The following is a 21152-nucleotide window of genomic DNA, read 5'->3' on the forward strand; positions in this document are numbered from 1 at the left end:
ACGCCCGGTTACATTCCGAACCCGGAAGCTAAGCCTTTCAGCGCCGATGGTACTGCAGGGGGGACCCTGTGGGAGAGTAGGACGCCGCCGAACAACCCGCCCTTTTAGCTCAGTCGGTAGAGCGTCTCCATGGTAAGGAGAAGGTCAACGGTTCGATTCCGTTAAAGGGCTCCATCAGAAAAGGCCCCCGCCATCAGGCGGGGGCCTTTTTGTGTTTCCGGAGCGGTTGAGGGAGAAGGTGCCCTGGGCCGCCGCTGCAGGAGCGGTCCAGGGCCGAACGGGTGGATTCAGGAGCCTTCGCGCTGGTGCGGGACGCGGAAGGCGAGGATGGCCATGTCGTCCGAGGCGGGTTCGGCCGCGAAGCGTTCGACCGCGCGCAGGACGCGGGAGGCCACCGCGCCGGCGGTGAGGCCCGTACAGGTGGTGAGGACCTCCGCCAGGCCGTCGTCGCCAAGCATGCGGGAGCCTTCGCGGCGTTCCGTCACGCCGTCCGTGACGCAGAGGAGGACGTCGCCCGGGGCGAGGGAGAGGGTCTGCTCGTAGAGGTCGAGGTCCTCGATCACGCCGAGGAGCGGTTGCGGCTCGGCGGCCGGGGTGACCTGGCCGTCGGGGCTCAGGCGCAGCGGGAGCGGATGGCCCGCGCAGACCACCTTCATCAGGGCGCCGCCGTCGGGCTGGGGGTGGAGCTCCCCGTAGAGGAGGGTCAGGAAGCGGCTGCGGGCGCCCTCGTCGAGGATGGCCGCGTTCAGACGCTCCAGGACGGCCGGGCCGCCGAGGCCCTCGCGGGCCAGGAGGCGCAGGGCGTGCCGGGCGAGGCCGGTGACGGCCGCCGCTTCCGGGCCCGTACCGCAGACGTCGCCGATGGCGAAGCCGTACGCGCCGTCGCGGATCGGGAAGACGTCGTAGAAGTCTCCGCCCACCTCGTTGCCCTCGCCGGCCGCGCGGTAGATGACCTCGACCTCCATGCCGGGGATCGCGGGGTAGCCGGGCGGCAGCAGGCTGCGCTGGAGCGAGCGGCTGATCGCCGTGCGCTCGGAGTAGAGGCGGGCGTTGTCCAGGGCGAGGGCGGCCCGGCGGGAGAGGTCCTCGGCGAGTTCGAGGATCTCCTGGCGGAAGTGCTCCTCGCTGGGCTTGCCGAGGGTGAGCATGCCGATCACGCGGTTGCGGGCGAGGAGGGGGAGGACGACCGTCTCGCCGCCGACCGCCGAGGCGGCCTCTTGCCAGGGGCGGGCGCCGGCCTCGCGGACCGGCTCCGGCGCGCTGACCCGGGAGAGGAGGGCCTTCAGGCCGTCGATGCGTTCCTCGTCCTCGTGGAGCACGTAGGAGAGGTAAGGGTCGGATGCCTGGTCGGCGATCGTGTAGACGGCGCACCAGGTGGCGAGGGTGGGGACGGTCATCTGGGCCATGAGGGCCAGGGTCTGGTCCCGGTCGAGGGTGCCGGCCAGCAGGTCGGAGGCCTCGACGAGGAAGGACAGGGAGCCGCGGCGCAGGCGTTCCAGCTCGCCGAGGCGGGCCGATTCGACGGCGAGGGCGATGCGGTCGGCGGCGAACTGGAGGCGCAGGGCCTCCGCGTTCGAGTAGCGGCCGGGCACCTCGGCGGCGACGCCGAGGGAGCCGGTGAGCCGGCCCTCGACCTTGAGCGGGACGGTGACCACGGAGCGCATGCCGGTGGACTCCAGGAGCGGGACGGCTCCGGGGACGGCCGTGAGGTCGTCGTGGACGGCGGGCATGCGGGCGGAGCCGTACCGGCTGGTGCCGGCCTCGACGGGGACGCGGGCGAAGCGCTGGCGCGTGGAGGGCAGGCCCGTGGTGGCGCGGACCTCCAGCTCGGTCTCGTCGTCGGTGGCGAGCAGCAGGAAGGCGGAGTCGGCGTCGAGGAGGTCGCGGGCCCGCTCGACGGTGCGCTGGAGGAGGCCGTCGAGGTCATCGGGGGCGGGGGAGCCGATGAAGACCTCGAAGGGGTCCGGGCGGGATTCGGTCAGGTGGCCGCTGTCGGTCGTGGGGATGCGTACGGGGGTCTGGAGCAGGGCGCGCTCGTCGTCGTGGACGAGGAGGCAGACGATGGAGGGCTCCCCGTGGGCATCGCGTACCCGCAGGTGTGAGGCGTAAACGGGGATCACCCGGCCGTCGGCGCCGCGGATGCCGTAGCTGCCCTCCCAGCGGGACAGGCGCAGGGCCTCGGCGATGCCCGTGCCGGTGCCGGGGGTCTGGGGCCAGGCGGCGAGCTCGGCGAGCGGGCGGCCGATGACCTTCTCGGCGCTGAAGCCGAAGACGTGCTCGGCGTCCTCGTTCCAGGCGGAGATCGCGTCGCCGGAGTCGATCTGGAGGACGGCGACGCGGACCCGGCTGTCGGCGAGGGGGAGCAGCTGGTCGGGGACGATGGGGCCCGCGGAGCGGGTACCGACCGGACGGTCCGGGAGGTCGAGGCGGAACCACACGTGCTTGTGGGTGGCCGTGTACTCGACGCCCCAGCGCGTGGCGAGGGCGGCGCAGAGCATGAGCCCGCGGCCGTTCTCGCGGTCGGGGTCCGCGTACGGGCGCTCGCCGGGGTGCTGGAGCGGGAGCTCGCGCTCCGGGTACCGGTCGGCGACCTCGACCCGTACGCCGTCCTCGGCGCGCAGGCACAGCACCTCGGCCCGGGTTCCGGCGTGGACCACGGCATTGGTGACGAGCTCGCTGGTGAGGACCACCGCGTCGTCGACGATGTCCGCGAAGCCCCAGCCCTGCAGGGTGTCGCGGACGAACGCGCGAGCGGCGGCGACCGAACGCCCGAGGGGATCGAAACTGGCAGCCGCCCGTGCCGTGATCACGAGTCTCCTTCGACGCGGTTGGACATCGGGTGCCAGGTTACTTACCTTCGCGGTCGGCATGGTGCCGTCGTCCGGGAATCCACCCGCAGGGTACGGCGGGTGTGCGATGGTGCCGAAGTGTTATGGCCGGGTTCGGCCAGGGTGAAACACTGGGCAGGCTTGTAGAGCCGGCTTGTGAAGAGTCAGGTCCGGTGGAACGGCGGTCGACCCTTTCGGGAGGGACACGGTGGAGTCTGGCGCAGCGGTGCGGCGTACGGGAACGCGGCCGAAGGGCGGACGGTCCCGGCGGGGCAGCACGACGGAGGTCGATACCGCGGCACTGAACCGGCTGCTCACGGCCCTGGTGTCGATGCGGGACGGCAATTTCCGCAAGCGGCTGACGGTGTCCGGCGAGGGCGTGATGGCGGAGATCGCCGCCGTCTACAACGAGGTCGCCGACCGTAATCTCCATCTCACCGGGGAGCTGTCCCGGGTCCGGCGCATGGTGGGCCGCGAGGGCAAGCTGAGCGAACGGCTGGAAACCGGTGCCTGTGAGGGATCCTGGGCGGCCGCGATCGACGCCTCGAACCAGCTCGTGGACGATCTGGCCCGGCCGGTGTCCGAGGTGGGCCGGGTGCTGTCGGCGGTGGCCGAGGGTGATCTGGACCAGCGGATGGACCTGCGGACGCAGGCGCCGGACGGGGTCGGGCATCCGCTGCGCGGGGAGTTCCTGAAGGTCGGGCGTACGGTCAACAACCTGGTCGACCAGCTGTCCGCGTTCACCGACGAGGTGACGCGAGTGGCGCTGGAGGTCGGTACCGAGGGCAAGCTCGGCGGTCAGGCCCAGGTGCGCGGAATGTCCGGTTCTTGGAAGGATCTGACCGACTCCGTCAACACGATGGCGTACCGGCTCACCGCTCAGGTGCGTGATATCGCTCTCGTCACGACCGCGGTGGCGAAGGGCGATCTGTCCCGCAAGGTCACGGTTCACGTGGCCGGCGAGATGCTCCAGCTGAAGAACACCGTGAACACCATGGTGGACCAGCTGTCCTCCTTCTCCTCCGAGGTGACCCGCGTCGCACGCGAGGTGGGTACGGAGGGTGAGCTGGGCGGCCAGGCGAAGGTGCCCGGGGTCGCCGGTGTGTGGAAGGACCTGACCGATTCCGTCAACACCATGGCCGGCAACCTGACGGCCCAGGTGCGCGGGATCGCGCAGGTCACGACGGCCGTCGCGAACGGCGACCTGTCGCAGAAGGTGCGGGTCAGCGCGCGCGGCGAGGTGGCGCAGCTGGCCGAAACGATCAACCAGATGACCGAAACGCTCCGTACTTTCGCGGACGAGGTCACGCGTGTGGCCAGCGAGGTCGGCGCGAAGGGTCTGCTGGGCGGTCAGGCGCAGGTGCCGGGGGCCGCGGGCACGTGGAAGGACCTCACCGATTCGGTGAACACGGTCTTCCGCAACCTCACGACGCAGGTGCGGGACATCGCGCAGGTGACGACGGCGGTGGCCAACGGAGACCTGTCGCAGAAGGTCACCGTCGATGTGGCCGGCGAGATGCTGGAGCTGAAGAACACCGTCAACACGATGGTGGACCAGCTCCAGTCCTTCGGTGCGGAAGTGACGCGAGTGGCCCGTGAGGTCGGCGTCGAGGGTGAGCTGGGCGGTCAGGCACAGGTGCCGGGGGCCGCCGGCACGTGGAAGGACCTCACCGATTCGGTGAACACCGCCTTCCGCAACCTCACCGGCCAGGTCCGCAACATCGCGCAGGTGACGACGGCGGTCGCGAACGGCGACCTGTCGCAGAAGGTCACCGTGGACGTCTCCGGCGAGATGCTCCAGCTGAAGAACACCGTGAACACGATGGTGGACCAGCTGTCGAGCTTCGCCGACCAGGTCACGCGGATGGCGCGGGACGTGGGCACGGAGGGCCGGCTCGGCGGTCAGGCACGGGTGGAGGGGGTGTCCGGTACCTGGAAGGAGCTCACCGACTCCGTCAACTTCATGGCCGGCAACCTGACCTCCCAGGTGCGCCAGATCGCCCAGGTGACCACGGCGGTGGCGCGCGGCGACCTCTCGCAGAAGATCGACGTGGACGCCCGCGGCGAGATCCTGGAGCTGAAGAACACCATCAACACGATGGTCGACCAGCTCTCCGCCTTCGCGGAGCAGGTGACCCGGGTGGCCCGGGACGTGGGTACCGAGGGCCGGCTCGGCGGTCAGGCGCAGGTGCCCGGGGTGGCCGGCGTATGGCGTGACCTGACGGACTCCGTGAACGGTATGGCCGGGAACCTGACCTCGCAGGTGCGCAACATCGCGCAGGTCGCGACGGCGGTGGCGCGCGGCGACCTCTCGCAGAAGATCGACGTGGACGCGCGCGGCGAGATCCTGGAGCTGAAGAACACCCTCAACACGATGGTCGACCAGCTCTCGAACTTCGCGGAGCAGGTCACGCGGGTGGCCCGCGAGGTGGGCACCGAGGGCATCCTGGGCGGTCAGGCGGAGGTCAAGGGCGTCTCCGGCACCTGGAAGGACCTCACCCAGTCCGTCAACTTCATGGCGAACAACCTGACGTCCCAGGTGCGCAACATCGCCGAGGTGACGACGGCGGTCGCCACGGGTGACCTGTCGAAGAAGATCACGGTCGACGCGAAGGGCGAGATCCTCGAACTGGTCACCACCGTGAACACGATGGTCGACCAGCTGTCCTCCTTCGCCGAGCAGGTGACCCGGGTGGCCCGCGAGGTGGGTTCCGAGGGCATCCTCGGCGGCCAGGCCCGGGTGCGCGGGGTCACCGGCATCTGGAAGGACCTCACCGACAACGTCAACCTGATGGCGAACAACCTGACCTCGCAGGTCCGCAACATCTCCCAGGTCTCCTCGGCGGTCGCCAACGGCGACCTGACGAAGAAGGTCACCGTCGAGGCGCGCGGCGAGGTCGCGCAGCTCGCCGACACCGTCAACACGATGGTGAAGACCCTGTCCTCCTTCGCCGACGAGGTCACGCGCGTGGCCCGCGAGGTGGGTACGGAGGGACGCCTGGGCGGTCAGGCGCACGTGCCCGGTGTCTCGGGGACCTGGAAGGACCTCACCGATTCGGTGAACTTCATGGCCTCCAACCTCACCGGCCAGGTGCGGCAGATCGCCATGGTCACGACCGCCATCGCCAAGGGCGACATGACCAAGAAGATCGACATCGACGCCCGGGGCGAGATCCTGGAGCTCAAGACGACCATCAACACGATGGTCGACCAGCTGTCGTCCTTCGCGGACCAGGTGACCCGGGTGGCCCGGGAGGTGGGTACGGAGGGCATCCTGGGCGGCCAGGCCCGCGTCCGTGACGTCGACGGCACCTGGCGGGACCTGACCGAGTCCGTGAACGAGATGGCCGGGAACCTCACCCGGCAGGTGCGCGCGATCGCGGCCGTGGCCACCGCGGTGACCCGCGGCGACCTGAGCCTGAAGGTCGACGTGGACGCGGCGGGCGAGATCCAGGTCCTCCAGGACAACATCAACACGATGATCGTCAACCTGCGCGACACCACCCTGGCCAACAAGGAGCAGGACTGGCTCAAGGGCAACCTCGCCCGGATCTCCGCCCTGATGCAGGGCCGCCGGGAGCTCGACGACGTGGCCTCGCTGATCATGAGCGAGCTGACCCCGGTGGTCTCCGCGCAGCACGGTGCGTTCTTCCTGGCCCTGCCGGCCGGCGGCACCACCGAGATCGGGACCGACGGCGGCGCGGAGGGCTCGTACGAGCTGCGGATGCGCGGGAGTTACGCGTACGCCGGAGGCCAGATGCCGATCTCCTTCCGGCCGGGGGAGGGGTTGATCGGGACGGTCGCGGAGGAGAAGCGGACGATCCTCGTCGAGAACACCCCGCCCGGCTACCTGAAGATCTCCTCGGGTCTCGGCGAGGCGCCGCCGGCGCACGTGATCGTGCTGCCGGTGCTCTTCGAGGGGAAGGTGCTCGGCGTCATCGAGCTGGCCTCCTTCACCCCCTTCACGCAGATCCAGAAGGACTTCCTCAGCCAGATCGCCGAGATGATCGGTACGAGCGTCAACACCATCTCCGTCAACTCCAAGACGGAGATGCTGCTGAAGCAGTCGCAGGAGATGACCGAGCAGCTGCGCGAGCGCTCCGACGAGTTGGAGAACCGGCAGAAGGCCCTCCAGGCCGCCAACGCCGAACTGGAGGAGAAGGCCGAGCTGCTGGCTCGTCAGAACCGGGACATCGAGGTGAAGAACACCGAGATCGAGGAGGCCCGGCAGGTCCTGGAGGAGCGCGCCGAGCAGCTCGCGGTCTCGATGCGCTACAAGTCCGAGTTCCTGGCGAACATGTCGCACGAGCTGCGGACCCCGCTCAACTCGCTGCTGATCCTGGCCAAGCTGCTGGCCGACAACGCGGACGAGAACCTCTCGCCGAAGCAGGTGGAATTCGCCGAGACGATCCACGGCGCGGGCTCGGACCTGCTCCAGCTGATCAACGACATCCTCGACCTGTCGAAGGTCGAGGCCGGGAAGATGGACGTCTCGCCGACCCGGATCGCCCTGGTCCAGCTCGTGGACTACGTGGAGGCCACCTTCCGGCCGCTGACGGCGGAGAAGGGGCTCGACTTCTCGGTACGGGTCTCCCCGGAGCTGCCGGCCACCCTGCACACCGACGAGCAGCGGCTGTTGCAGGTGCTGCGCAACCTGCTGTCGAACGCGGTGAAGTTCACCGACACCGGGGCGGTGGAGCTGGTGATCCGGCCGGCCGGGTCCGATGTGCCGACGGCGATCCGGGAGCAGCTGCTGGAGGCCGGTTCGCTGCGCGAGGCCGACGCGGACCTGATCGCCTTCTCCGTGACCGACACCGGCATCGGGATCGCGGCGAGCAAGATGCTGGTGATCTTCGAGGCGTTCAAGCAGGCGGACGGCACGACCAGCCGCAAGTACGGCGGTACGGGTCTGGGCCTGTCGATCAGCCGGGAGATCGCCCGGCTGCTCGGCGGGGAGATCCACGCGGCCAGCGAGCCCGGCCGCGGCTCCACCTTCACGCTGTACCTGCCGCTGCACCCGAGTGAGCTGCCCCCGCAGGGGTACGCGCCGCCCACGCCCGGCGGCGGCCGGGGCGAGCTGTACCGCAGGGCGGCGGACGGGGTGCGGCCCGCGCTGCCGGAGGCCCCGGTGGCGCCCGTGCCGCTGGCGGCGCCGCCGTCCGCGGCGCCGGTGCTGGGCGGCGCCGAGCCGGCCGGGCAGGGGGCGTCCTCGGCGCTGTTCCGGCGGCGCCGCAAGGCCCTGCCGGATCCCGTGCCGCGGGTGGAGGTGCCCGGCCAGCCGCACGCCGACGCGTGGGGGGTGGAGGAGGCGCTCCCGGCCGGGCCGCGGGCGTACGACTTCCACGGCGAGCGGGTGCTGATCGTGGACGACGACGTGCGCAACGTCTTCGCGCTGACGAGCGTGCTGGAACAGCACGGGCTGGCGGTGCTCTACGCCGAGAACGGGCGGGAGGGCATCGAGGTGCTGGAGCAGCACGACGACGTGGCGGTCGTGCTGATGGACATCATGATGCCGGAGATGGACGGATACGCGACGACCGAGGCGATCCGGCGGATGCCGCAGTTCGAGGGGCTGCCGATCATCGCGCTCACGGCGAAGGCGATGAAGGGGGACCGGGAGAAGGCGATCGAGTCGGGTGCGTCCGACTACGTCACCAAGCCCGTGGAACCGGATTACCTACTGTCGGTCATGGAAGGGCATATGCGGGGCAAGTGAGGACCGGAGAGGTGTGACCGGACGGCGCAGAGGGAACCTTCTGCTCCTCCACCACGTTTCTGCTTCGTGCACAGTGACATCTTGGTGACAGGGTGTGGCGATCTCGGGACTGGGGCTACGATGACCGGCACAAGGACGGACGGCGCAAGGATGCCGTCCTCTGGGGCGGGGCCCGGCGTACAGGCCGGAGCCAGGAGCCGGGGAGGCCCCATGCCGGGGCGAGGAGGACAGGGCATGGTGCAGAAGGCCAAGATCCTCCTGGTCGACGACCGGCCGGAGAATCTGCTGGCGCTGGAGGCCATCCTCTCCGCGCTCGATCAGACACTGGTCCGGGCGTCGTCGGGGGAGGAAGCGCTCAAGGCGCTGCTGACGGACGATTTCGCGGTCATCCTGCTGGATGTGCAGATGCCGGGCATGGACGGATTCGAGACGGCCGCGCACATCAAGCGGCGGGAGCGGACCCGGGACATCCCGATCATCTTCCTCACCGCGATCAACCACGGTCCGCACCACACCTTCCGCGGCTACGCGGCGGGCGCGGTGGACTACATTTCGAAGCCGTTCGACCCGTGGGTGCTGCGGGCCAAGGTGTCGGTCTTCGTGGAGCTGTATACGAAGAACTGCCAGCTGCGGGAGCAGGCGGCCCTGCTGCGGCTCCAGCTGGAGGGCGGCGGGACCAACGGCGCCGACGGCAGCAAGGAGACGGCCGGCCTGCTGGCGGAGCTCTCCGCGCGGCTCGCGGCGGTGGAGGAGCAGGCCGAGGCGCTGACCAAGCAGCTCGGCGAGGACTCGGCCGACGCGGCGGTGGTGGCGACGGCGGCCCATCTGGAACGCAAGCTGACCGGGCTGCGGCGGGCACTCGACGCACTGGAGCCGGGGGCGGGCGGCGGAGCCGTGCTGCCTGCGCAGAGCTGAGCCGATCCACTGCCGCCCCCGGCGCCTCAAGTGCCGCCGGGGCTGGAAGTGGCGGGGTGTCAGGTCTGGTGGGGCGTCAAAGGTGGTGCGGAGCCGGCGACACGAACGGGTGAAGGGGTGGGCACGCGTGTCCACCGGCGCGGTCACCGGTAACCTCGGCCCCATGGCCTCACGTACGTCCGGCAAGGGTTCCCAGAGCACCGCGGGCACCGCGAAGAGCCGCACCGGCCGTACGACGGCGCCGGCGAAGAAGGCGGCTCCCGCGCGCAAGGCCCCGGCGAAGAAGGCCGCGGCCGCCAAGCGCGCCCCGGTCAAGAAGGTCGCGGCCAAGCCCGCGCCGTCCCCGACGGGCGGCGTGGTGCGGCTGGTGCGCGCCGTGTGGCTCGGCTGCGCGCACGCGGTCGGCGCGGTCTTCCGCGGGATCGGCCGGGGCGCCAAGAACCTCGACCCCGCGCACCGCAAGGACGGCGTGGCGCTGCTGCTGCTCGCCCTGGCGCTGATCGTCGCCGCCGGAACCTGGTCGAACCTGAGCGGGCCCGTCGGGGATCTGGTCACCATGCTGATCACCGGCGCCTTCGGGCGACTGGATCTGCTCGTGCCGATCCTGCTCGGTGTCATGGCGGTGCGCTTCATCCGCCATCCCGAGCAGACCGACGCCAACGGCCGCATCGGCATCGGGCTGTCCGCCCTCGTCATCGGCGTGCTGGGCCTGGTCCACATCGCCTGCGGGGCACCCGGCCGGGACGAGGGCACCACCGCGATGCAGAACGCGGGCGGGCTCATCGGCTGGGGCGCCTCCAAGCCGCTGATCTTCACCATGGGCGCACCGCTGGCCGTGCCGATGCTGGTGCTGCTGACGATCTTCGGGCTGCTCGTGGTCACGGCGACCCCGGTCAACGCGATCCCGCAGCGGCTGCGGCGGCTCGGCATCAAGCTCGGGATCATCGCCCCGAACGAATACGACGAAGGGTACGGGGAGGCCCCGGCGGGAGCCGCCGCCGAGCGGCACGATCCCGAGCGGTGGCGGGCCCGTACCGCGGCCGGCGCGGGCCCGGCCGCCGACCCGGCGGACGCCGCCGAGGAGGAGGCCCTCGCCCGGCGGCGCCGCCCGCGCCGGTCCGCGGTCCGGCCGGCCATGGACCGCGAGATGGACGCCGTCGACGTGGCCGCGGCGGCCGCCGCCGCGCTGGACGGGGTGGTCTACGGGGGGCTGCCGCCCTCGCCCCTCGTCGCCGACCTCACCCAGGGGATCACCCCCGAGCGGGAGGGCCCGGACATCACCGCTCCGGTGCCGCCCGCCCGCGAGGAGCGCCCCGTACCGGCCGCCGAGCCCCCGCACGCCACCACCGCCGCGGCCTCCGGGACGCTGTCGGTGCCCGACCTGACCAAGGCCCCGCCGGAGGCCCAGCCGCTGCCGCCGCGCGCCGAGCAGCTCCAGCTGCGCGGGGACATCACGTACGCGCTGCCCTCGCTGGACCTGCTGGAGAAGGGCGGGCCGGGCAAGACCCGCAGCGCCGCCAACGACGCGGTGGTCGCCTCGCTGCGCAACGTGTTCACCGAGTTCAAGGTCGACGCGGACGTCACCGGCTTCACCCGGGGGCCGACGGTCACCCGGTACGAGGTCACGCTGGGCGCGGCGGTCAAGGTCGAGCGGATCACCGCGCTGACCAAGAACATCGCCTACGCCGTGGCCTCGCCGGACGTGCGGATCATCAGCCCGATCCCGGGCAAGTCCGCCGTCGGCATCGAGATCCCGAACACCGACCGCGAGATGGTCAACCTGGGCGACGTACTGCGCCTCGCGGACGCGGCCGAGGACGACCACCCGATGCTGGTCGCGCTCGGCAAGGACGTCGAGGGCGGCTACGTCATGGCCAACCTCGCCAAGATGCCGCACGTGCTGGTCGCCGGCGCCACCGGCTCCGGCAAGTCCTCCTGCATCAACTGCCTGATCACCTCGATCATGGTCCGGGCCACCCCGGAGGACGTGCGGATGGTCCTCGTCGACCCCAAGCGGGTGGAGCTGACGGCGTACGAGGGCATCCCGCACCTGATCACGCCGATCATCACCAACCCCAAGCGGGCCGCCGAGGCGCTCCAGTGGGTCGTGCGCGAGATGGACCTGCGCTACGACGACCTGGCCGCCTTCGGCTACCGGCACATCGACGACTTCAACCGGGCGATCCGGGACGGCAAGATCCAGTTGCCGCCGGGCAGCGAGCGCGAGCTCAGCCCGTACCCGTACCTGCTGGTGATCGTCGACGAGCTGGCCGACCTGATGATGGTGGCCCCGCGGGACGTCGAGGACTCGATCGTCCGCATCACCCAGCTGGCCCGCGCGGCCGGCATCCACCTGGTGCTCGCCACGCAGCGGCCCTCGGTGGACGTGGTCACCGGCCTGATCAAGGCGAACGTGCCCTCGCGGCTCGCCTTCGCCACCTCCTCGCTCGCCGACAGCCGGGTCATCCTCGATCAGCCGGGCGCCGAGAAGCTGATCGGGAAGGGCGACGGGCTGTTCCTGCCGATGGGCGCGAACAAGCCGGTCCGCCTCCAGGGGGCCTTCGTCACCGAGGACGAGATCGCGGGGATCGTCCAGCACTGCAAGGACCAGATGGCCCCGGTCTTCCGGGACGACGTCACCGTCGGGCAGAAGCAGAAGAAGGAGATCGACGAGGACATCGGCGACGACCTCGACCTGCTGTGCCAGGCGGCGGAGCTGGTGGTCTCCACGCAGTTCGGCTCCACCTCGATGCTCCAGCGCAAGCTGCGGGTGGGCTTCGCCAAGGCCGGCCGGCTCATGGACCTGATGGAGTCGCGGGGGATCGTGGGGCCGAGCGAGGGTTCGAAGGCGCGCGACGTCCTGCTGAAGGCCGACGACCTGGACGGGGTGCTCGCCGTCATCCGGGGGGAGGCACAGTCATGACGCGTGTGCGGTCCAGGCGATTTTCCGGGCAACCGTTTCCCCTCGGCCCGCGTCCAGTTGAAGAGAGGTGGCGGCACCGCGCACGGCATCGCGCACGGCGCCGGGTCGCCGCACCGGGGCGACCTCCCTTAGCCATTCGGATGGCGTAGGAAGTGCACCCTCCGGTTGCTCCACCCTTTCGTCACCCCCCTAGACTGGACATCCAGCAGGTGGCTACACGCTCGAAAGGCGCCCACGTGTCCATCGGCAACTCCAACTCCCCCGAAGAAGAGCGGCCTTCGACCGACGACCGGTCCGAGGACCGCCTCGTCGAACGTCCCGTCGAAGGACCGTCCATCGGGACGGCCCTCAAGAAGGCCCGGATCGCCGCCGGGCTCACCGTCGACGAGGTCAGTTCCACCACCCGCGTGCGCATCCCGATCGTGCACGCGATCGAAGAGGACGACTTCACGCGGTGCGGCGGCGACGTCTACGCCCGCGGTCACATCCGTACGCTCGCCCGCGCCGTCCACCTCGACCCGGTACCCCTGGTCGAGGCCTACGACGCGGCCCACGGCGGCCGGCCGGCACCCACCCCCGCCGCGCCGATGTTCGATGCCGAGCGCATCCGCCCCGAGCGGCAGCGGCCCAACTGGACCGCCGCCATGGTCGCCGCCATCGTCGCCGTGATCGGCTTCGTGGGCTTCACCGCCTTCAGCGGCGGTGACGACAAGGACAAGCGGCCCGTGGCGGAAGGTTCCGCCGCCCCGAAGCCCGCCCCCAAGCAGAGCGGTGGGAAGCCGGCCGCCCAGCCGCAGCAGACCCCGCAGGCGCCGAAGCCGGAGCCTTCCGACAGCGCCATCGCGGCAGCACCCAAGGACCTCGTCACGGTCGTCCTGACGGCCGACACCGGGGAGAGCTGGATCTCCGCGAAGGACCACACCGGCAAGCTGCTCTTCGACGGCACCCTCATGCAGGGCGAGTCCAAGACCTTCACGGACAAGGAGTCCGTCGACCTCGTGCTCGGCGACGCCGGCGCCGTGAAGCTGTTCGTGAACGGCAAGGAGATCAAGGACGACTTCCAGCCGGGTCAGGTGGAACGTCTCACTTACACCAAGGAAGACCCCCTCCAGAACCAGCCCCAGGCGGGCTGAGGCGGGGCCGCCCTAGGGCGGAGCGCTTGAATCCGGATCCCCGGTGCGCTGTGCGGAGTCCGCCGCCGGCCCCGGGGATCTTGCTGTGGGGGGACTTGGGGCGGGGCCCGCGCCGGGACGAAGTAGTCTTGAGTCCATGCCCGAACGCCGTACCGTCGCCCTTGTCACTCTTGGCTGCGCCCGTAACGAGGTGGACTCGGAGGAGCTCGCAGGCCGCTTGGCGGCGGATGGCTGGGAGCTCGTCGAGGACGCCGCCGACGCGGACGTAGCCGTCGTCAACACCTGTGGCTTCGTCGAAGCCGCCAAGAAGGACTCCGTAGACGCCCTCCTGGAAGCCAATGATCTGAAGGATCACGGCAAGACCCAGGCCGTCGTCGCGGTCGGCTGTATGGCCGAGCGCTACGGCAAGGAGCTCGCCGAAGCGCTCCCCGAGGCCGACGGAGTCCTCGGTTTCGACGACTACGCCGACATCTCCAACCGCCTCCAGACCATCCTGAGCGGTGGCAGCGTGGAGGCGCACACCCCGCGCGACCGGCGCAAGCTGCTGCCGATCAGCCCGGCCGAGCGGCAGAGCGCCGACGTGGCCCTGCCCGGCCACGCCCAGGCGCCCGCGGAGGAGCCCGCCGAGGCCCCCGCAGACCTGCCGGACGGGCTCGCGCCCGCCTCCGGGCCGCGCGCGCCGCTGCGCCGCCGTCTGGACAAGAGCCCGGTCGCCTCCGTGAAGCTCGCCTCCGGCTGTGACCGGCGCTGCTCCTTCTGCGCCATCCCGTCCTTCCGCGGCTCCTTCATCTCGCGCCGCCCCAGCGACGTGCTGGGCGAGACGCGCTGGCTCGCCGAGCAGGGCGTCAAGGAGATCATGCTGGTCTCCGAGAACAACACCTCCTACGGCAAGGACCTGGGCGACATCCGCCTGCTGGAGACCCTGCTGCCCGAGCTGGCGGCCGTGGACGGCATCGAGCGCGTCCGCGTCAGCTACCTCCAGCCGGCCGAGATGCGGCCCGGCCTGATCGACGTACTGACCTCGACCCCCAAGGTCGTCCCGTACTTCGACCTGTCCTTCCAGCACTCGGCCCCCGACGTGCTGCGCGCCATGCGCCGCTTCGGTGACACCGACCGGTTCCTGGAGCTGCTGGACACCATCCGCAGCAAGGCCCCGCAGGCCGGCGTACGGTCCAACTTCATCGTCGGCTTCCCCGGCGAGAAGGAATCGGACTTCGCCGAGCTGGAGCGCTTCCTCACGAACGCGCGCCTGGACGCCATCGGCGTCTTCGGCTACTCCGACGAGGACGGCACCGAGGCCGCCGGCTACGAGGACAAGCTGGACGAGGACACCATCGCCGAGCGTCTCGCCCACATGCAGCGCCTCGCCGAGGAGCTCACCTCGCAGCGCGCGGAGGAGCGGATCGGGGAGACCCTGGAAGTACTCGTCGAGACGGTCGTTCCGCTGGACGAGGCGGAGGAGGGCGAGGGTGCCTACGGGCGCGCCGCCCACCAGGCCCCCGAGACCGACGGACAGGTCGTCTTCACGGACGGCACGGGGCTGGTCCCCGGGCGTATCGTCACGGCCAAGGTGGTCGGCTCCCTGGGTGTGGACCTGGTGGCCGAGCCCCTGGGCATGGACCTTGAGGAGGCGGCCGGATGACCGGAGTCCCGGCATCTGCGGCGGGCGGGACCGGCCGCCGGCCCGCGCCCGGCGCGAAGCTGGGAGCCGCGGCGGTCGATCAGGCCAGCCTGTGGAACATCGCCAACATCCTGACGATGATCCGGCTCGTCCTGGTGCCGGGATTCGTCTTCCTGCTGCTGGCCGAGGGCGGCTACGACCCGGCCTGGCGGGCGTGGGCCTGGGCGGCCTTCGCCGTCGCCATGATCACGGACATCTTCGACGGGCACCTGGCCCGGACGTACAACCTGGTCACGGACTTCGGCAAGATCGCCGACCCGATCGCCGACAAGGCGATCATGGGCTCCGCGCTGATCTGCCTCTCCTGGCTGGGCGACCTGCCCTGGTGGGTGACCGGGGTGATCCTGGGGCGGGAGCTCGGGATCACGCTCCTTCGCTTCTGGGTGATCCGCTACGGAGTGATTCCGGCCAGCCGCGGCGGCAAGCTGAAGACCCTGGCGCAGGGCACGGCCGTGGGCATGTACGTGCTCGCGCTGACCGGCCCGCTGGCGACCTTGCGCTTCTGGGTGATGGCGCTCGCGGTCGTACTGACCGTCGTCACCGGTTTGGACTACATCCGGCAGGCGGTCGTACTCCGCCGCAAGGGCCTCGCGGCGGAGCGGGCCGCGACGTGACATACGCGGCGGGGGAATCTTCGGGTGTCCGGAACTGAAACCGGAGTGGCTGGGGCGGCCGATGTGGCCGCGGACGTGCTGCGGCTGCTCGCGGAGAGTGACCAGACCCTCGCCGTCGCGGAATCCCTGACGGGCGGCATGGTGGCCGCCGAGCTCACGGCCGTACCCGGGGCGTCCCGGTCCTTCCGCGGCTCGGTCACGGCCTACGCGACGGAGCTCAAGCACCGGATCCTGGGAGTGGACGCCGGCCTGCTTGCGGCCGAAGGCGCGGTGAACGCGCAGGTCGCGGAGGAGATGGCGACCGGGGTGCGGCGGGTGATGGGCGCTTCCTGGGGGATCGCGACCACCGGCGTGGCCGGTCCGGACCCGCAGGACGGGCAGCCGGTGGGCACCGTTTTCGTCGCCGTGGCGGGTCCGGGGGGCAGGAAAACGGCCCGGCTGCGGTTGAACGGCTCCCGCGCGGAAATCCGTAGGGAGAGTGCACGGACAGTGCTCGAACTGCTCTCGAGCGAACTCCGCGAGAATCTGCGGGGGCAGGATACGGAACAGAACGGGGGGATTTGATGTTTACAGCCCTGAGTGAACACGACATCGCTCCCCGCACGGCCGCGGCGCGAGGCGGTACGGTGGGGCGTGAAGGATGCGGCTACACGGTCAGAGGAGGGAGCCACCGATGATTCTGCTCCGTCGCCTGCTGGGTGACGTGCTGCGTCGGCAGCGCCAGCGCCAGGGCCGTACTCTGCGCGAAGTCTCCTCGTCGGCTCGAGTTTCGCTCGGCTATCTCTCCGAGGTGGAGCGGGGGCAGAAGGAGGCATCCTCCGAGCTGCTCTCCGCGATCTGCGACGCGTTGGACGTACGGATGTCCGAGCTGATGCGCGAAGTCAGCGATGAACTGTCGCTGGCCGAGCTGGCACAGTCGGCCGCGGCAAGCGAACCGGTGAGTGTGCCGGTACGCCCGATGCTCAATTCGGTCTCCATGGCTTCGGTCACGGGTGGGCCGGAGCGGGTGACCATCAAGGCGCCTGCGGAAGCGGTGAATGTCGTAGCCGCGTGAGCGAGCACGTGAGTGTGTGAGTGTGGCCGGAGCCCCGGCCGGTGCGTGAAGCACCGGCCGGGGCTCCCGGCCGTTCTGGGTGCGGGGCCGGGAGGGGTGCGGGAGGATGGGGCCGTCCGGGTCCCGGCCCTTGGGAGGTAGCCGTGCGGCGGTTACTGCGCCTGTGCCCGCGCCTGCGCATACCCGTGCCGTTGACCCTCGCGCTGGCGGTGGGGGTGCTGTGGTGGTGGGCCGTGCTGCGGCTGGCCTTCGCGCCCGGGGAGTCCGGACCCGTGGAGGGCGCGGTGGCCGTGGGCGGATGGGGGCTGGGGCTGCTGCCGGTGCACTGTGTACCGGGGCCGCCGAAGCGCGGGGCCCGGCGGGGATCGGCGGACGCGGTGGCCACGGCTCCGGGGGCTACCAGGGCATCGACACTCCGCCGTTCGGGCGAAGGATCTGACCCGTCGTGAAGGACGAGGCGTCCGAGGCCAGGTAGAGCACGGCCTGGGCGATGTCCTCGGGCTCGCCGACCCGGCGCAGGGGGGACATCCGGACCATCATCGCCTCGGTCTGTTCCTGGACCTCGGGGGTGTGGCGGCCGGTCATCGGGGTGCGGATCCATCCGGGGGCCACGGCGTTGACGCGGATGCCGTGCGGGCCGGCCTCGGTGGCCAGCGTCCTGGTCAGCTGGACGACGGCGGCCTTGGCGGCGCTGTAGCAGAGCAGGCCGGGCTGGGAGGCGTCCACGGCGCCCGAGGCCATCGTGACGATCGAGCCCGGGCGGCCCGCCGCGATCATGGAGCGGGCGGCCTCCTGGCAGGTGCGCAGGACGCCCTTGAAGTTGATGTCGAGGACCCGGTCGAGGTCCTCGTCGGTGGTCTCCAGCACGCTGCTGGTGTGCATGACCCCGGCGATGGCGGCGGCGATGTCGAGCGGTCCCGCGGCCGCGACGGCGGCCCTCAGGGCGGCGCGGTCGGTGACGTCGAGGGGGTGGACGGTGGCGGCTCCGCCGGCCTTGGCGACGAGGGCGGCCGTCTCGGCGAGACCCAGCGCGTCGCGGTCGGCGCAGTGCACGTGCGCCCCCGCCTCGGCGAGGAGCAGGGCGGTGGCGCGGCCGATTCCGCTGGCGGCGCCGGTCACGAGGGCAGTGCGCCCGGTGAGGTCGTACGGGGCCGATGCTGTACGGGTGGGTGTGGGCATGCCGGGACGGTACGACCGGATCTGACGGACCGTCAACTAGGGCGTCGGGCCCGGCTGGCAGCGGGGGCACCAGTAGGTCGGGCGGCCGTCCTGCGGGGCCTCGCGGATGGCGGTGCCGCAGCGCAGGCAGGGGCGGCGGGCGCGGCCGTAGACGAAGAGGTCCTGGCCGGGGCGGCGGCTGCCGGTGGTGTTGCGGGGGCCGGGCCGGTCGCCGGTGTTCGCGGCCAGCAGGCGGTGCGCGGCGGCGGCCAGGCGGGGGAGGGTCGCCTCGGGGAGCGCGCCGACCGGGGTCCAGGGGGTGACCTGGGCCAGGAAGCAGAGCTCGGCCTTGTAGATGTTGCCGATCCCGGCGAGGTTGCGCTGGTCGAGCAGGGCCTCGCCCAGGGGGCGCTCGGGGGCGGCGAGGAGGTTGGCCGCCGCGCGGTCGGGGTCCCAGTCGGGGCCGAGGAGGTCGGGGCCGAGGTGACCCACGGCCCGGTCCTCGTCGGCGGTGCGGATCAGCTCCAGCACGGGGAGGCGGTAGCCGACGGCGGTGTGGTCGGCGGTGGCCAGGATCGCCCGGATCTCGTGGGCGGGGCCGCCGTGCCAGGTCGCGCCCGCGGGGAAGACGTGCCAGGCGCCGTCCATGCGGAGGTGGCTGTGCAGGGTGAGACCGCCCTCGAAGCGGGTCAGGAGGTGTTTGCCGCGGGGGGTGACCTCGAGGGTGGTGCGGCCGGTGAGGTCGGCGGTGGCGAAGCGGGGGACGCGCAGGTCGCTGCGGGTGAGCGGTTTGCCGGCCAGGGCGGCGTGCAGCCGGGTGGCCGTGCGCCGGACGCTGTCTCCTTCGGGCATGGCCCCATTGTCCGTCGGCCGCGGACTCCGGCGGGTCCGCGGGGCGCGGTCAGTGCGGGGGGCGGAGGGCGTGGGTGAGAACGGCCAGGACCTCGGCGCGGGTGGGCGGGGTCGGGGCCGTCATGGCGTGCAGGCACAGGCCGGTCATCAGGGGCGGGATCGTCGCGGCGACCACGGGGCCGAGCAGCGGGGTCATCACCTCGATGCTCGCCCGGGCGGGCAGGCTCGCCGCCTCCCGCAGGTCGGGGCGGCGCAGGGCGGCGACGTGGAGCTCGTACTCGACGACGGCCGAGGTGCGGCCCTCGCCGAGGCAGGCCATGACGCTGTCGGCCAGCGCCTCGGCGATCTGCTCCGGGGTGGCGTCGGCGTGCTCCTCGGCCCACTGCCGCACGAAGCCGGCGAAGCGGTCGGCGGCCCGTTCCAGCGCGGCCCGGACCAGCGCCTCGCGGTCGGCGAAGTGGTAGGTGGTCGAGGAGAGGGACACGTCCGCCCGCTCGGCGATGGCCCGGTGTGTCAGCCCCTCCAGCCCGCGCTCGGCGATCAGCTCCTCCGCCACCTGGGCGATCCGCTCGCGCCGGTTCGGGTCGTGCCTGCGCGTCCGCCGCCGGGGGGCGGCCTCCTCGTGAGTCTCTGCGTGCATGGAGTCAGCCTCGCACAAAAGTATTGGTACGGACGTACGTACTGATGTTATGGTGGAGAGGTCGTCAGGGGGTCGGGAAACACGGAACGGAGCAAAGCAATGAAGGTCGCAGTCCTCGGTACCGGCGCGGGTGGCCGCGCGCACGCCGCCAAGCTGCTGGAACTCGGGCACGAGGTCTACGTCGGCACCCGCGACTCCCAGGTCACCCTCGGTCGCACCGAACCCGATTTCATGGGCATCGAGCCCTTCGGGCAGTGGTTCGCGAACTACCCCGGCATCGAACTCCGGAGCTTCGGCGAGGCCGCGGCGGCCGCCGACTTCGTCATCAACGGGATCGACGGCGCCAACGCGGTGCGCGTGCTCAGCGGCATCGACAAGCAACTCGCGGGCAAGACCCTGATGGACTACGCCGTCCCGTACGTCTACAACCCCGAGCAGGCTCATCCCTGGCCCACCCCCTGGGGGGTGATGCCGGCCCTGGACCCCGTCGACCACGACAGTCTGGGGGAGCGGATCCAGCGTGCCCTGCCGCAGGTCAAGGTCGTCAAGGCCTGCGTCACCCAGGAGCAGGAGACCGTGGTCAACCCGCGGGCCGTGGCCGGCGGAGACCACACGATGTTCATCGCCGGGGACCACGACGACGCCAAGGCGGAGGTCACCGCGCTCCTGCGGTCCTACGGCTGGCAGGACGTCCTCGACCTCGGTCCGCTGGTCAGCTCCCGCGGCATGGAGATGTACTCCCACATGCACAGCGCCATCCAGTTCGCGCTCGGCGGTGCCCGCTTCGGCATCAAGGTGATGCGCTGACGCGGGAGTTCCGGTGGAACGGGGAGAGCCCCTGCGGCGGGGTGCCGTCGCAGGGGCTCGATGTGCCGGAAGGGCGGGGCCTGGTGGGCCGCTCGGCGCTTCCGGGTCAGGGGCTCACTTCCAGGTGAGGGGCTTGCCGTTGCTCAGGTTGTTGTAGGGGTTGCCCCAGTACTGGGCGCCGGCCACCTTCGTCTGGGCGGACGGGGCCAGGGCGATGGCGCAGCCGGTCGTCGTCTGGCCGTTGGTGAAGCCCCTCGGCAGGGAGTCGTCCTTGCACTTCTCGAACTTGCCGATGACCGAGACGCCCTGCGCCTCGCTGCCGTCCGGAAGCAGGCCCTTGATGTGGCCGACCGTGGTGTTCGACAGGTCCACGGTGCCGACGTTCTTGACCGAGTAGCGGACGTAGTAGGGGATCATCCCCTTCACCTTGTCGCCCAGGTTGAGCGAGGCCAGGTCGGCCGGGTCGCCCTGCTCGACCGCCGTGACGGTGAGGGCGATCGTGCCGCCCTTGGTGCTGCCGTAGTCGAACGGGACCGTGGCGGTCTCGCCGAGCTTGAAGGCCTGGCCGGGCTTGGCCTGGCCCGCCGCCCCGGCGGCGGGGGCCTCGCTGCTGTAGCCGCCGCCGGCCGACGGGCTGGCCGGGGCCGCGCTCGGGCTGGCCGGGGCGCCGCTGGCGCCGCCCGGGGCGGAGGAGGTCGGGGCCGGAGCCGGGTCCTCGTTGCCGTTCTTGCAGCCCGTCAGGGCCACGGTGCCGGCGACCGCGAGGCCGACCGCGACCAGGGTGCTCTTGCGCATGCTGATGGTGCTCACTCTTCTCGTCCCCCATGACTG

General features: G+C 71.3%; 14 protein-coding genes, 1 tRNA gene and 1 rRNA gene. 11 read left to right on the forward strand and 5 right to left on the reverse strand.

Features of this window, described 5'->3' with window-relative positions; genetic code table 11:
• Both rrf and ACGFYU_RS29250 read left to right on the forward strand, forming a co-directional pair.
• Nucleotides 1–93, forward strand: a 5S ribosomal RNA gene (gene rrf / locus ACGFYU_RS29245); the annotation flags it as partial.
• Nucleotides 94–98: 5 nt separating this feature from the next.
• Nucleotides 99–174 (forward strand) — tRNA-Thr (locus ACGFYU_RS29250).
• Nucleotides 175–287: 113 nt separating this feature from the next.
• Here ACGFYU_RS29250 and ACGFYU_RS29255 read toward each other — a convergent pair.
• Entirely contained in the window at nt 288–2870 is a 2583-nt protein-coding gene (locus ACGFYU_RS29255; protein ID WP_393830302.1) for a SpoIIE family protein phosphatase, read from the reverse strand.
• A 166-nt stretch (nt 2871–3036) separates the two neighbouring features.
• Here ACGFYU_RS29255 and ACGFYU_RS29260 point away from each other — a divergent pair, with 166 nt between their 5' ends.
• The 8 genes from ACGFYU_RS29260 (at nt 3037) to ACGFYU_RS29295 (ending at nt 16864) form a co-directional block, all read left to right on the forward strand.
• Nucleotides 3037–8544: a HAMP domain-containing protein gene (locus tag ACGFYU_RS29260; RefSeq protein ID WP_393830303.1), complete on the forward strand. Its 5508-nt coding sequence runs from the start codon at nt 3037–3039 to the stop codon at nt 8542–8544.
• Nucleotides 8545–8778: 234 nt separating this feature from the next.
• On the forward strand, nt 8779–9459 hold the full coding sequence (locus ACGFYU_RS29265; RefSeq protein ID WP_393830304.1) for a two-component system response regulator: 681 nt from the start codon (nt 8779–8781) through the stop codon (nt 9457–9459).
• Between the two features lie 163 nt (nt 9460–9622).
• Nucleotides 9623–12382 (forward strand): DNA translocase FtsK, encoded by a 2760-nt coding sequence (locus ACGFYU_RS29270; RefSeq protein WP_393830305.1) that lies wholly within the window; start codon nt 9623–9625, stop codon nt 12380–12382.
• Nucleotides 12383–12618: 236 nt separating this feature from the next.
• Entirely contained in the window at nt 12619–13515 is an 897-nt protein-coding gene (locus ACGFYU_RS29275) for a helix-turn-helix domain-containing protein (protein WP_393830306.1), read from the forward strand.
• Nucleotides 13516–13651: 136 nt separating this feature from the next.
• Nucleotides 13652–15157 (forward strand): 30S ribosomal protein S12 methylthiotransferase RimO, encoded by a 1506-nt coding sequence (gene rimO, locus ACGFYU_RS29280; RefSeq protein ID WP_393830307.1) that lies wholly within the window; start codon nt 13652–13654, stop codon nt 15155–15157.
• Nucleotides 15154–15810, forward strand: a complete 657-nt coding sequence (pgsA, locus tag ACGFYU_RS29285; protein WP_393830308.1) for a CDP-diacylglycerol--glycerol-3-phosphate 3-phosphatidyltransferase — start codon at nt 15154–15156, stop codon at nt 15808–15810. Before rimO ends, pgsA begins: the two co-directional genes overlap by 4 nt.
• A 63-nt stretch (nt 15811–15873) precedes the next feature.
• Nucleotides 15874–16374 (forward strand): CinA family protein, encoded by a 501-nt coding sequence (locus tag ACGFYU_RS29290; RefSeq protein ID WP_393830309.1) that lies wholly within the window; start codon nt 15874–15876, stop codon nt 16372–16374.
• A 109-nt stretch (nt 16375–16483) separates the two neighbouring features.
• Nucleotides 16484–16864 (forward strand): helix-turn-helix domain-containing protein, encoded by a 381-nt coding sequence (locus ACGFYU_RS29295; protein ID WP_030012484.1) that lies wholly within the window; start codon nt 16484–16486, stop codon nt 16862–16864.
• 396 nt (nt 16865–17260) lie between these two features.
• Here ACGFYU_RS29295 and ACGFYU_RS29300 read toward each other — a convergent pair whose 3' ends face one another.
• From ACGFYU_RS29300 to ACGFYU_RS29310, 3 genes are read right to left on the reverse strand one after another with little or no spacing between them, the layout of a single operon-like run.
• On the reverse strand, nt 17261–18079 hold the full coding sequence (locus tag ACGFYU_RS29300; protein WP_393830310.1) for an SDR family NAD(P)-dependent oxidoreductase: 819 nt from the start codon (nt 18077–18079) through the stop codon (nt 17261–17263).
• The gene (locus tag ACGFYU_RS29305) at nt 18080–18874 is read right to left on the reverse strand and encodes an Fpg/Nei family DNA glycosylase (RefSeq protein WP_393830311.1); all 795 of its coding nucleotides are present in this window, start codon (nt 18872–18874) and stop codon (nt 18080–18082) included. It lies immediately after the preceding gene.
• Nucleotides 18875–18923: 49 nt separating this feature from the next.
• A complete protein-coding gene (locus tag ACGFYU_RS29310; protein ID WP_393830312.1) occupies nt 18924–19514 on the reverse strand; it encodes a TetR/AcrR family transcriptional regulator in 591 nt (196 codons plus the stop codon).
• A 99-nt stretch (nt 19515–19613) separates the two neighbouring features.
• On the opposite strand from ACGFYU_RS29310, the gene ACGFYU_RS29315 reads away from it, so the two are divergent.
• Nucleotides 19614–20321 (forward strand): NADPH-dependent F420 reductase, encoded by a 708-nt coding sequence (locus tag ACGFYU_RS29315; RefSeq protein ID WP_393830313.1) that lies wholly within the window; start codon nt 19614–19616, stop codon nt 20319–20321.
• 114 nt (nt 20322–20435) lie between these two features.
• Here the strand turns inward: ACGFYU_RS29315 and ACGFYU_RS29320 are convergent, their stop codons facing one another.
• Nucleotides 20436–21131, reverse strand: a complete 696-nt coding sequence (locus tag ACGFYU_RS29320; protein WP_393830314.1) for a hypothetical protein — start codon at nt 21129–21131, stop codon at nt 20436–20438.
• Between the last annotated feature and the right edge of the window lie 21 nt (nt 21132–21152).

Origin of the sequence: Streptomyces sp. NPDC048337 (assembly GCF_043201175.1) — a bacterium.
GTDB lineage: Bacteria > Actinomycetota > Actinomycetes > Streptomycetales > Streptomycetaceae > Streptomyces.

Bases quoted from the DNA above. Each gene is read 5' to 3' on its own strand.
- ACGFYU_RS29255 (WP_393830302.1), bottom strand. From the start codon at position 2,870: ATGCCGACCGCGAAGGTAAGTAACCTGGCACCCGATGTCCAACCGCGT.
- ACGFYU_RS29265 (WP_393830304.1), top strand. From the start codon at position 8,779: ATGGTGCAGAAGGCCAAGATCCTCCTGGTCGACGACCGGCCGGAGAAT.
- ACGFYU_RS29270 (WP_393830305.1), top strand. From the start codon at position 9,623: ATGGCCTCACGTACGTCCGGCAAGGGTTCCCAGAGCACCGCGGGCACC.
- rimO (WP_393830307.1), top strand. From the start codon at position 13,652: ATGCCCGAACGCCGTACCGTCGCCCTTGTCACTCTTGGCTGCGCCCGT.
- pgsA (WP_393830308.1), top strand. From the start codon at position 15,154: ATGACCGGAGTCCCGGCATCTGCGGCGGGCGGGACCGGCCGCCGGCCC.
- ACGFYU_RS29295 (WP_030012484.1), top strand. From the start codon at position 16,484: ATGATTCTGCTCCGTCGCCTGCTGGGTGACGTGCTGCGTCGGCAGCGC.
- ACGFYU_RS29305 (WP_393830311.1), bottom strand. From the start codon at position 18,874: ATGCCCGAAGGAGACAGCGTCCGGCGCACGGCCACCCGGCTGCACGCC.
- ACGFYU_RS29310 (WP_393830312.1), bottom strand. From the start codon at position 19,514: ATGCACGCAGAGACTCACGAGGAGGCCGCCCCCCGGCGGCGGACGCGC.
- ACGFYU_RS29315 (WP_393830313.1), top strand. From the start codon at position 19,614: ATGAAGGTCGCAGTCCTCGGTACCGGCGCGGGTGGCCGCGCGCACGCC.